The organism is Pseudomonas sp. NFACC51 (assembly GCF_900103575.1).
GTDB classification, from domain to species: Bacteria; Pseudomonadota; Gammaproteobacteria; order Pseudomonadales; family Pseudomonadaceae; genus Aquipseudomonas; species Aquipseudomonas fluorescens_Q.
Genome location: NZ_FMXH01000001.1, coordinates 380,090 through 391,201, shown reverse-complemented (window position 1 = coordinate 391,201; position 11,112 = coordinate 380,090). Strand labels below are relative to the sequence as shown.

Sequence of the window (11,112 nt, the reverse complement as noted above, 5' to 3'; positions counted from 1 at the left end):
ATTATTTAGCTGGCAGTCGTTGGCAGTGAATGGCAGACATGTGGCGGGTCAGCAGCTCTCGGGCACGGGCGACGATCGGCGCATCGATCATCTTGCCGCGGAAGGCAAAGGCGCCTCGCCCCTCGGCTTCGGCACAGGCATACTCAGCCAGCAGAGCGACGGAGTATTCAACCTCGGCATCGCCAGGAGAAAACACCTCGTTAAGCACTGCCACTTGCTCAGGGTGAATGCAGAAGGCGCCGATCATTCCCAGCTGCCGCCCCAGTACGAGGGCCTGACGAAAACGTGGGATGTCACTGAAGTCGGCAATCGAGCCTGGAAAACCAAAGGGCAGAATTCCTGCGCGGCGGCAGGCAAAGGCCACCTGCTGGTTGGGCCACAGTAACGTTTCCGGCACAGGTTCCATTCCCGCGGACACGGAAAAATCTTCCGGGCCCAGGCTCATGCCCATCAGCCGTGGCGAGGCCGTGGCAATTTCATCCAGTAAGGGCAACGCCGCTACGTCTTCGATCTGCGCGAGGATCAGCGTTTGTCCCACGACCATACCGCGCTCGGTTTCCAAATGGTCCAGTTGCAAGGCCACGTGGCGCACCACCTCGGCAGAGGCCACTTTGGGCAGCACCACGGCACAAACGGCTGGGCTGACAATTGCCTGCAAATCCAACACCCCGCCGCTATCGAGCGTATTGATACGCACCAATACATCCAGGCCATGGTTGGAGATGTTCTGTGCGGCGCTGCTGGCAGCGTCGCGAGCTTGTGTCTTTTGCCCGGGAGCAACACTGTCTTCGAGGTCTAGGATGCAGGCATCAGCGTTTCGCTCATGGGCTTTTTCAGTGAACTTGCCAATATGTGCGGGAACAAACAGCAGCGAGCGCCACATTGGGAACGCACGACTCATTGCGGCACCTCCACGTTGGCGGTGGCGATCATGGTGACAAAGCCATCCTGGTTCTGCGTCCACAGATCAACACGATCGCCACTGCGTTTGCTGCACAGCAATAAATGGTCAGTGTCGAACACCGGGCGCACAGCGCGAAAACCAAAACTGCTTACCCGTACCTCGGGCATTTGTATCGTCACCTGCTCGGCCAGTAAGGTCGCCAACAATGGGCCATGTACCACCAGCGCCGGATAATGCTCCTGCCACGTGGCGTAGTCGCGATCGTAGTGAATGCGGTGACCGTTGAAGGTCAGCGCGCTGTAGCGAAAGAGCAGTACCGGGTCAGGTTGAAATGGCTGCTTAACATCCGCTTCATCTGGCGCGGGCTCGCCGGGCAGCGACGGGCTGGGGCCGTTGGCCATTTCCCGGTAGACCAAGTGTTGTTTCTCCACGAGACAGCGTCGTCCCCGCTGGCTGATCTGATGTTCCAGGCTGACAAACACCAGGGCCCCGGTTTTTCCCTGCTTCAGCTCTACAGAAGTGACCACCGAGCGCTGTTCGGCCAGTTCGCCGATGCGCAATGGTCGCTCACACATGAACTCACCCGACGCCCACATACGTCGAGGTAAGGGCACCGGTGGCAGGAAGCCTCCGGTTCTGCCATGGCCGTCAGCACCCAGGTTGGTACGCTGGGCGCAGTCATTGAAGTACAGCCATTGCCAGGTAGGTGGCAGCGTCTCGCCTTGCATAGGCACCTGTTCGCGATCCAGCGTAGCGCTCAGCGCCTGGACGGCGAACGGCGCCAACAGCTCTTCACGCACACGCTCGCGGCCTACCCAGCCACGCAAGTAGTCGATATCAATTTCAGTCATCGCGCGCTGTCTCTGCGGTGAGTAACGAGAGCCCCAATGCCGCGCGCCGGGCCAACCAGGGGCTGGGGCGGTAACGCGGGTCACCGCTGAGCTCATGCATGCGAGTAAGAATGTTCATCACCCGCTTGCCACCAATGGCATCGCCAAGGCTTAGCGGTCCTTGCGGGTAACCCAGACCAAGGCGCACCGCATCTTCGATGTCAGCGACGCTGGCGATACCCCGTTGAACAATATCGGCAGCGATATTGACGATAGTCGCCAACACTCGCTGGACAACGAACCCGCAGCTGTCGTTGATCACCGTCACTGGTGTGTCTTGTGCGGCCAGCATCGCCCAGGCGGCATCGCGCACCTCTGGACGGGTGACGCTGCTGAGCATCAGGGTACGGTGGTTTTCCAGGCCAGGCAGCGGGTCCACGGCCACCGTTCGGGTGGGGTCGAGACCGTGCACGGCGCAGTAACGCGAGACGTCATCGCCCCAGAACTGCACCAGCGATATATCCGCCTCATCAGGTAGATGATGCAGCATCATGCCGACCTCCAACACCAGACCTTGCAGGCGTTCGTAGTCGTCGGCAGCCGGGTCCACCCAGACCAACAACTCGTGGTTGAGCGCAGGAACAGGCCGAGCAGGTGCCACCTGTTTTTTGAGGTTGTCGCAGTAGCGATACCAGCCTTCACCCGTCTTGCGTCCATAGAGGCCAGCACCCAGGCGCGGCGCGACCAGAGGCGATGGACGAAAACGCGGCTCTTGGTAAAACTGCTGGTAGATGGACTCCATCACCTTGCCGGAAACATCCAGCCCGGTAAGGTCGAGCAGCTCAAATGGGCCCATGCGAAAGCCACCGGCTTCGCGCATCAAAGTGTCGATGTCCTGTACCGAGGCCACCTGCTCCTCGAGGATGCGCAAGCCTTCGGTGTATAGCCCACGGCCGGCATGGTTAACCAGAAATCCCGGCTGGTCTTCGGCCACCACCGCACGGTGACCCGCCCCCACTACCACTGACTGCAAGGCAGCGACTGTGGCGGACGCAGTACGCACAGCGGCGATGACTTCGGCAACCTTCATCAAGGGTACCGGGTTGAAAAAGTGCAGTCCGGCCACGCGTTCGGGACGGCGGCAACCGGCAGCGATATCAGCGATCATTAGCGAAGACGTATTGCTGGCCAGAATCGCCGTATCACCCAGCACCGCTTCCAGGGCACGGAACAACTCACGCTTGATACCGAGGTCCTCCACCACCGCTTCAATAGCCAAGTCGCAACCGGCCAAGTCTTCGATGTGTGTGCAGGCGGACATGCGCGCGATAATCGCGTCGCCTTGCTCGCGGCTGTAACGTTCTTTGCTAACAGCCCTGTCGATCAGGTCACGGACAAACTCGATGGCGCTCTGCGCGGCGCCCTCGACAGCGTCATAACAACGCACCGAATGGCCGGCTTGGGCGAATAACTGAACGATTCCGCGGCCCATGGTGCCGGCGCCGATCACGGCGATACTGTGGATACTCATATTTAGTTTCCCGTGTAACGCGGCGGGCGTTTATCAAGGAATGCACGCATGCCTTCGGTTTTGTCCTGCGTGTCGAACAGCAGTAGGAATTCGCGATGTTCCAAGGCCAGTGCAAGGTCCAGCGATTGATCGGCGCCCAGCGCCAGCACCCGTTTGATTGCTCGCAAGGCCTTGGGCGGCATGGTTGCCGTGGCTTGGGCGAGGACGATGGCGCGCGCCAAGGCGCTGCCCTCCGTCACCAACTCGCTGACCAAACCCAACTGGCTAGCGCGCTCGGCGCTGAGCAGTTCACCGGCCAACAGCATCAGGCTGGCCACTGGTTTACCCACGGCACGCAGCAAACGCTGAGTACCGCCAGCGCCGGGCATAATGCCCACCCTCGCTTCGGGCTGACCGAAGCGCGCCGAGTTGTCGGCGACCAGGATGTCGCACATCATCGCCAACTCGCAGCCCGCCCCCAGGGCAAAGCCGCTGACCGCCGCAATCAGCGGCTTCTGGCTTTTCGCCACAGGCGCCCAGTACTGGCCCAGGTCCAACTCCGCCACTTGTTGGGCGCCCTTGTCCACCAGTAGATTGAGATCGGCGCCAGCGGCAAACACGCTATCACCGCCGGTAATCACGATCACCGCCACACCGTTGTCATGCTCCAGTTCCTGCATGGCGCTGGCGATGGCGACACGCATGCTGAGGTCCAGTGCATTGCGCTTTTCAACACGGTTCAGCCGCAAGATAGCCACCGCGCCATTGCGCTCTACCACCACCGGTGTGCTCATACGAGGTAGTCCACGGTGCTGGTGAACTGCGGCTCGCGCTTCTCTGCAAAAGCGGCAAAACCTTCGCGAAAATCGGCACCGAGCAACAGCACCGCCTGGTCGTCTTCCTCGCGCTGCAGCTCTTCGGCCAAGCTCGCCGACGGGTGATCCAGGCGATTTTTCATTCGAGAAAACGCGTCGCGCGGTAAACGACTCATCCTGCTCGCCAGGCTGACTGCTGAATCCATCACATTTAGACCAACACATTCATCCGCCAAACCCGCGACGACGGCTTCCTCGGCGGATATGTATTGGCCGTGGGTCAGCATGCGCTTTGCTTCGGCGACACCCACTCGGGCAGGTAGTGTTCGCAGCAATCCCCAATCGGGAGAGAGACCCAGCTTCAGAAAAGGGAACAGAAACCGAGTCTTGGTGCCGGCGAGCACAACGTCTCCCAGCAACGCCAGTCCAACCCCCGCTCCTGCACAGATGCCTTCTACTGCCGATATGACAGGCATCGGGAATTGCCCCAACAAACGGCAGAGCTGATGGATGTGCTGCATTCGCTCACGCGCACCGGACTCGTCCAGATCAGCCATGGTCGCGATGTCGCCACCAGCGGAGAACATCCCTCCAACACCTCCCAAGATAATAGCTCGACAAGCCGCCTGCTCACGCGCCTCAGTCAACGCATCGATGAGTGACTGGCGTACGTCATGGTTTATCGCATTGCGCTTCTCGGGGCGGTTAATCAGCAACCGCCGGACGCCGGGGGCGGGATCATCAATCAGGATGGCCATCAGTCTTCTTCTCTACCAATGATGGAAATCGAGCAAACGTTCTGTGATGGCTGCCCGCCAAGGTTGTGAATCAACCCAGTACGCGGGTCTGGCAACTGTCGCGGACCGGCGCGCCCCTGTAGCTGCAAGTAGATTTCGTAGAGCATGCGGATCCCGCTGGCGCCGACCGGGTGACCGAAGCACTTGAGACCGCCGTCAATCTGGCAAGGCACTCGGCCTTCAGCGTCGAAGTCGCCATCCAGTACGTCGCGCACCGCCATACCTGGCTCAGAGAGGAACAGATCCTCCATGGTCACCAACTCGGTGATGGAGAAGCAGTCGTGCACCTCAGTCAGACTGATCTGTTCGCGTGGCCGGGTGATGCCGGCTTCGGCGTAGGCTTTCCTGGCGGCAATGCGGGTGGTGTGCACATAGCTCCCGTCCCAGCCATTACCCTGCATTTCCCAGCCATTGGAGACTGCCACTTGCAGGGCCTTGAAGGTCACCAGATCGGTCTTGCCCATGGCCCTGGCAATGTCCGGGCGGGTGACGATCACTGCCGCTGCCCCATCGGAAACGCCACAGCAATCAAACAAGCCCAGGGGCTCAGCGATGATCGGCGCCTTCAGGCACTGCTCTTCAGTGATGATTTTGCGCAGGTGCGCCTTGGGGTTTTTGGCACCGTTGGCGTGGCTTTTGACCGACACATGGGCGATGGCCCGTTTGAGTAGCTGCGGGTCAACGTTAAAACGCGCCTGGTAAGCCGAGGCCAGTTGAGCGAAATTGGCCGGGGCCACGGCGCTGGGGTACCACTGCGGAATATAGGTACCGACTGTTGCGACCGGCAGGCCACCGTAGCCGGTGTCTTTCAGCTTTTCCACGCCCAGGGCCAAGGCGATATCGCAGGCGCCAGAGGCCACCGCATACACCGCCGCGCGAATGGCTTCCGAACCGCCGGCACAGAAATTTTCTACCCGAGTTACACCAATATTTGGCAACCGCAAGGCAATGCTCATCGGTGTACCGCCACGGCCGGTGCCCACATCTTCCATATGGGTGGAAAACCAGGCGGCGTCGATTTGCTCCGGGGAGATGCCTGCATCAGCCATGGCCTCACTGTAAGCCTCGACCATCAAATCTTCCGGGCTGGCGTCCCAGCGTTCGCCGAAGCGGCAGCAGCCCATGCCGAGAATCGCAACTTTGTCTTTGATACCAATGGGCATGACGAATTACTCCAACGGCGCTTGCGGCGCGGGGGTGTGAACGGGGGTGGCTTTCCAGAAGTAGCGCTTGAAACCGCGCAGGTCGTCGATGTCTTTGATGCGAAAGACCATCTCCACCTCGAGCGCGGTCTGCACTTCGCCCTTGGCGACGTCGGTGAATTCCATCAGGATGCGACCGCCCCCCTCGAAGTCGATTTGCCCGTAATGATGGGGCGGCGCCATATAGGACGACAGCGACTCGGCGGACCAGCTCAGCACCCGGCCAAGGCGGTCAGCCAGGGGATGGGCGTCCTGCGTATCCAGGGCGGCGGCATCGGGGGTGTAGGTCAGCCGTGAGGGTGGGAAATGCACGTCACCACTCACACGGCAACGCCCGGCCACCAGGCCGAGAATGGCGCGACGATGGCGATAGGCTGTGCTCAGCGCGGTCTTTTTGTCTTGCTCACCGCGCACACCGCGCTCCAGTTGCAACTGGCCCTTGTAGGTGAGAAAGCGCGTATAACTGAGCTCTTCACGGCCACGGGCCAGCCAGCCGGACACGCCACGGCGAGCGGTGAAGTGTTTGATTTCATCGGTCACCCGCAGTACCACGGCGCGAGCACCGCTGCCAAATTGGGCGAGCACGATCACCTGCCCCGGCTCGGCACTTTCCAGGACATTGGCCAGCAGCAACAGGCCATGGCCGACGCCAGTGTTACCCACTTCTGCCGCCAGGCCATCGACCACCGCTTCGGCAGGGATGCCACAGGCCTGGGCCAGTTGCGCATCCATCTTCGCCAGCGAGGTGGGGAAGATGAAATGTGCCACCGCTTCGGCGTCCACGCCGCTGTCGCTCAGGGCGCGTTTGATCACCTGGGGCATGCAGCGACTAACGCCTTCATCACGCACCCAACGCTCTTCGCCGAAATAATCGATCTCGCGGCCAGTGAGGCGGAAGTGGTCGATAAAGTCGACGCTCGACGCCGCCTGGCCGAGCACTTCTGCGATCACCTGTTCACGACCGAACAACAGCGCGGCAGCGCCATCACCGTAATCCAGCTCCTGCGCGCTGGCGGCGCGGGTGCGGCGGTTGTCGGCGGCTGTCAGCAACACAGTGCCTGGGGCGCTAGCGGCACTGGCCAAGGCTTGGGAAAAACCGGCCAGGGCCGCGCACTGCGAGCCGGTGACGTCACTGGCGCCAGTGTACTCACCCAGGTTTAGCGCTTCGGCAACCACTGCCGCGTTGAGGCGCTCGGCAAACGGCAGGGTGCACGAAGCGAGAATCACCTCGCGCACTCGGCCCTGCAGGTCCTGTCCGCCCAAGGCATCGCGTGCAGCCGCGACCGCCATGGTAATGCTGTCCTCATCCCAGTTGGCCATGGCGCGATGGCCACGGGCTTTGCCTTTCAGCTCGGGGGCGTACCAGGCATTGGCCGCTACCACGGCTTGCCGGCTCAAACGCAGGCGCGGGATATAGGCGCCGAATCCGGTGATACCGATACTCACAGTGCAGTCCTCATTTTAGGTTCCAGTGCTTGCGTAAAAACGCACCGATGCAAGCGATGGCCTCGCGTGCTTCCGCCAGCTCGGCGGCGAATTGTTGGAAAACGTGGAACATTTGCGGCCATACCTGCAACTCAACCGCAACCCCAGCTGCGCGGGCCTTGGCGGCAAACAGCGTGCTGTCGTCCAGACCGGTTTCGCAGTCGCCGACTTGGAGCAGCAACGGCGGCAAACCGGTCAGATCGCCATGCAGCGGCGAAGCTAAGGGGTTGAACGGATCGCCATCCTTCCCCAGATACTGCGCGGCCAGGGCAACAATCATTGGGCGTTGGTGAATGGGGTCAGACTCGGCCCGGGTCAGGTAGCTTTCGCCACTGGCGCTGAGGTCGGTCCAGGCCGACAGCAACACAGCGGCGGCCGGCAGCGGGCGGCCTTTGTCGCGTAGGGCCAGCAAGGCCGCGGCGGCCAACCCACCACCCGCGGAATCCCCCGCGATGGCCAGTTGATCGGGTTCAAAACCCTGGGCCACCAACCAGTCGTAGACCGCAAGTACATCAAGCAGGGGTTCGGGAAAACCATGCTCAGGCAGCAGGCGATAATCGACACCCAGGATCCTGCAACCCGCGGCCACAGAAAGGCGCACCATCAGGTCATGGTGAGAGGTGAGCGAGCCCATTTTGAATCCGCCGCCATGCAGATAAATCAACACCTGCTGCTCGGCGACACCGGGCGTTTTGATCCAGCGCACCGGCACACCGTTGGCGCTGGCGTCTTGGGTTTCACACGTCAGCTTATCGGCCCAAAACAAGTCATCCCAATCGCGGCGCAGGGTTTCAATCGGCGTGTGCCGACGCCAGCGGCCGTACACGGTCTGGATGCGGGCAATTACCCGTTCCACCGCCTCGCTTTGAGCGCCCATCAGCAACCCATCCCGCCAGAGACACCAAGGGTTTCGCCGGTAATAAAACTGGCGTCACGACTGGCGAGAAACACCACGGCAGCCGCCACTTCATTCGGCTCGCCCAAGCGCCCCACCAGGGTGGAGGCCTCCATGGCCGCCAACAATTTTTCACCGCCACAGTCGAGGGCTTTGCGCAGCAAAGGCGTATCCACTGGTCCTGGCGCGACCACATTGACAGTGATGCCATAACGGGCATTTTCCCGGGCAATGGATTTACTGAAGGCGATCACACCGCCCTTGGCAGCGGCATACACGGCGCCACCTTTGGAGCCCTGACGGCCAGCCTCTGACCCGACATTAATGATTCGCCCGTAACCGGCCGCCTGCATCGCCGGTAGCGCGGCGTGAGTTGAGGCAAATACGCCTTCGAGGTTGACCGCCAACAAGTAGCGCCACTGCTCCACCGTGGTTTTGGTGAAGAAGTCATGCTGGTCGTAGCCAGCGTTGTTAACCAAAATTTCGAACGGACCTAGCATGGTCACCACACGCTCTACTTCGAGCAGGTCGGTGACATCCAGACGAACGGCCAGGCCGCCCACTTCATCGGCCAGCCGCTCGGCGCTGATCATGTCCTGCGCGGCAATCACTACCTTGGCGCCCTCGGCTGCCAGACGCCGAACGATGGCTTCGCCAATACCTTTGGAACCGCCAGTGACAAAGGCCCGTTGACCGGTCAATGCACGCATGGTCATTGGCCCTCGAACTGCGCGGTGCGCTTTTCAATCACCGCCGCCAGCCCCTCACGCACATCACGGGTGCGGCACAGCTCGGCAACGGTACGGCTTTCTTCCGGCATCGCGGCATCGACGCCAAGACCAATGCCCGCCCACAGCAAACGTTTAGTCGCGGCCAAAGCCAGGGGAGCGGCCTCGGTCATCTGCTGGGCGTAGGCCATGGCGGTAGTCTGCAACTCAGCATCTGCGACGACTTGGTTGATCAAGCCCATTGCGAGCGCTTCCGGGGCTTTCACCACCGGGTTCATGAGCAACATTTCAGTGGCTTTGCGTGGTCCTACCAAGCGCGGCAAGGTCACCGACAAACCAGCGTCCGGCGCCATGGCCACGCGAGTGGCGCCGGCAAGAAACTTGGCTGACTCACCCGCGATCACCACATCTGCCGCACACACCAGCCCCATGCCGCCGCCACCCGCAGCAAAGCCCTGCACAGCGGCAATTACCGGTGCATCCAAATGGATCATGGCGCTGATGGCAGTCTGCAAATACACCGTGGCTTGGCGGATGTACTCCGGTAAATCGTCACCCTTGCCGACAAAGGTATGCACATCGCCGCCGGCGCAGAAGTTAGCGCCGGCCCCGGTGAGCAACACCACACGCACACGCCGTTCGCCATGACAGCGCATCAGCGCGGCGATAAGGTCTTGCAGCGTGGGAATATCCAGACCATTGGCGGCGTCCGGGCGATTCAGGTGCAAGTGGGCAACGCCGCCATGCAAGCTCAGCAGCACGGCGCCGGAGGTGATCAACAGTTCAGGCTGGCTCATCAAAGGGCACTCAAATCAGGAATGAAAGGGTGTAGAGGGCTTTGTCGGTGTTGACCAACACCACCTTTTTTTGCGGGCCATGCGCAGGCCAACTGATTCGCGGCGCGCCAGACTGTTTCGGCCCGCAGGTTGGGCTCGAAGACCCTGGCGTTGGCCGTCACGCGAATTTCGTCGCCACCGGTTTCAACGCTTCGTACTTTAGGGATGGAGGGCGCGCGTCCAATCGTCGTTTTGGACGAATTTCGGAATCGGAATACCGCCCCATCCAGACCACGACAAAGCGCATTCGCTGTACGGAGACTTCAGCCTCGATGCTTTTGATCCTGGGGGATGGAGGCCTTAAGCGCGGTGGCAACTCGGCCCGTGACATACAGTTCGCCATGCAGGCGGGATTGAGGTGGCGCAGGGATGCCGGCAAGCCGCGAAATGCTGGATAGACACACCTCCAGGGCACGCGCTTCGGGCAATGCCTCGCCAGCGCAAACACCCTGCAACACGCAGAACATTGCCAAGCACGTGTTACGCAGGTCCTCAAACTGAAAAAAACCTCGCTGTTCACCTGTCTGCAGGATCGTTTCCAGCTCAGCGTCATACTGCGATCTCAGTTCGCTGACCTGCGCCCTACCCGCTTCATCAAGGCTACGAAAATCCAGCTGAACGATGCGGCTTTCAGCCCGCCTTGCGTAATGAAAGCTGACGTAGACGCTCACAAAGCGTTGCAACATCCGCACACTGTCCAAGCGCTTTGGGCGTTGTTCCAACCAGGTAGAAAGTAGGTCTTCCAAGAACTCACAGTGCACATCCAAGAGCAGTTGACCTTTACTTTCGTAGTGGGTGTACACCGAACCGGAGCGCACCCCGAGCGCCGCCGCGAGCTGGCGCAACGACATGGCCTCGAAACCCTTATCCGCCATCAGGCGCACAGCCTGTCTTTTGACTTCTTCCACCCTGCTCATATTTTTCACGCCCTCTGCTGATTTCTGAGGGCGCTCAGAGTCTGCGCGAGGTGTCTGGGTCAACTCGTCGGTTTCGACGGTTTTGCAGCGGGTAAAGAAAATTCTCCGACCAGGGGCATAATCGCTCGAGGACGGTGCTTACAAGCAATCCCCCATGGATTTCCAAAAGTGGATTGGCACGATGAAAAATTAC

At 60.8% G+C, this 11,112-nt stretch carries 11 protein-coding genes; all 11 read right to left on the bottom strand.

All coding sequences use genetic code 11. From position 1 onward, the window contains the following. Position 1: 1 nt before the first annotated feature. The 11 genes from BLT00_RS01800 to BLT00_RS01750 all read right to left on the bottom strand — a co-directional run bounded on the left by BLT00_RS01800 (position 2) and on the right by BLT00_RS01750 (position 10,919). A complete protein-coding gene (locus BLT00_RS01800) occupies positions 2-901 on the bottom strand; it encodes an HpcH/HpaI aldolase/citrate lyase family protein (RefSeq protein ID WP_218190037.1) in 900 nt (299 codons plus the stop codon). After that, entirely contained in the window at positions 898-1,755 is an 858-nt protein-coding gene (locus BLT00_RS01795; protein WP_092142463.1) for an HTD2 family dehydratase, read from the bottom strand. Before BLT00_RS01795 ends, BLT00_RS01800 begins: the two co-directional genes overlap by 4 nt. Beyond that, a complete protein-coding gene (locus BLT00_RS01790) occupies positions 1,748-3,265 on the bottom strand; it encodes a 3-hydroxyacyl-CoA dehydrogenase (protein ID WP_092142466.1) in 1,518 nt (505 codons plus the stop codon). Before BLT00_RS01790 ends, BLT00_RS01795 begins: the two co-directional genes overlap by 8 nt. Before the next feature lie 2 nt (positions 3,266-3,267). After that, complete coding sequence (locus BLT00_RS01785; RefSeq protein WP_092142469.1) at positions 3,268-4,038, bottom strand: enoyl-CoA hydratase-related protein; 771 nt, start codon at positions 4,036-4,038, stop codon at positions 3,268-3,270. Continuing rightward, positions 4,035-4,817, bottom strand: a complete 783-nt coding sequence (locus tag BLT00_RS01780; protein WP_092142472.1) for an enoyl-CoA hydratase/isomerase family protein — start codon at positions 4,815-4,817, stop codon at positions 4,035-4,037. Before BLT00_RS01780 ends, BLT00_RS01785 begins: the two co-directional genes overlap by 4 nt. Further along, entirely contained in the window at positions 4,817-6,019 is a 1,203-nt protein-coding gene (locus BLT00_RS01775; RefSeq protein ID WP_092142475.1) for an acetyl-CoA acetyltransferase, read from the bottom strand. Before BLT00_RS01775 ends, BLT00_RS01780 begins: the two co-directional genes overlap by 1 nt. Before the next feature lie 6 nt (positions 6,020-6,025). Further along, the gene (locus tag BLT00_RS01770) at positions 6,026-7,504 is read right to left on the bottom strand and encodes a hydroxymethylglutaryl-CoA synthase family protein (protein ID WP_218157838.1); all 1,479 of its coding nucleotides are present in this window, start codon (positions 7,502-7,504) and stop codon (positions 6,026-6,028) included. 10 nt (positions 7,505-7,514) lie between these two features. Further along, on the bottom strand, positions 7,515-8,420 hold the full coding sequence (locus tag BLT00_RS01765; protein ID WP_092142478.1) for an alpha/beta hydrolase fold domain-containing protein: 906 nt from the start codon (positions 8,418-8,420) through the stop codon (positions 7,515-7,517). Then, positions 8,420-9,148 (bottom strand): SDR family NAD(P)-dependent oxidoreductase, encoded by a 729-nt coding sequence (locus tag BLT00_RS01760; RefSeq protein ID WP_092142753.1) that lies wholly within the window; start codon positions 9,146-9,148, stop codon positions 8,420-8,422. The genes BLT00_RS01765 and BLT00_RS01760 overlap by 1 nt, the downstream gene beginning before the upstream one ends. Before the next feature lie 2 nt (positions 9,149-9,150). Next, positions 9,151-9,963 carry an enoyl-CoA hydratase/isomerase family protein gene (locus tag BLT00_RS01755; protein WP_175456201.1) on the bottom strand — a complete coding sequence of 271 codons (813 nt, stop codon included), beginning with the start codon at positions 9,961-9,963 and terminating at the stop codon, positions 9,151-9,153. 302 nt (positions 9,964-10,265) lie between these two features. Next, on the bottom strand, positions 10,266-10,919 hold the full coding sequence (locus tag BLT00_RS01750) for a TetR/AcrR family transcriptional regulator (protein WP_092142481.1): 654 nt from the start codon (positions 10,917-10,919) through the stop codon (positions 10,266-10,268). Positions 10,920-11,112 lie beyond the last annotated feature (193 nt).

Excerpts from the sequence above, each read along its gene's own strand:
- BLT00_RS01800 (WP_218190037.1), bottom strand. The coding sequence starts at position 901 with ATGAGTCGTGCGTTCCCAATGTGGCGCTCGCTGCTGTTTGTTCCCGCA.
- BLT00_RS01755 (WP_175456201.1), bottom strand. The coding sequence starts at position 9,963 with ATGAGCCAGCCTGAACTGTTGATCACCTCCGGCGCCGTGCTGCTGAGC.
- BLT00_RS01750 (WP_092142481.1), bottom strand. The coding sequence starts at position 10,919 with ATGAGCAGGGTGGAAGAAGTCAAAAGACAGGCTGTGCGCCTGATGGCG.
- BLT00_RS01775 (WP_092142475.1), bottom strand. The coding sequence starts at position 6,019 with ATGCCCATTGGTATCAAAGACAAAGTTGCGATTCTCGGCATGGGCTGC.
- BLT00_RS01795 (WP_092142463.1), bottom strand. The coding sequence starts at position 1,755 with ATGACTGAAATTGATATCGACTACTTGCGTGGCTGGGTAGGCCGCGAG.
- BLT00_RS01765 (WP_092142478.1), bottom strand. The coding sequence starts at position 8,420 with ATGGGCGCTCAAAGCGAGGCGGTGGAACGGGTAATTGCCCGCATCCAG.
- BLT00_RS01785 (WP_092142469.1), bottom strand. The coding sequence starts at position 4,038 with ATGAGCACACCGGTGGTGGTAGAGCGCAATGGCGCGGTGGCTATCTTG.
- BLT00_RS01780 (WP_092142472.1), bottom strand. The coding sequence starts at position 4,817 with ATGGCCATCCTGATTGATGATCCCGCCCCCGGCGTCCGGCGGTTGCTG.
- BLT00_RS01760 (WP_092142753.1), bottom strand. The coding sequence starts at position 9,148 with ATGCGTGCATTGACCGGTCAACGGGCCTTTGTCACTGGCGGTTCCAAA.
- BLT00_RS01790 (WP_092142466.1), bottom strand. The coding sequence starts at position 3,265 with ATGAGTATCCACAGTATCGCCGTGATCGGCGCCGGCACCATGGGCCGC.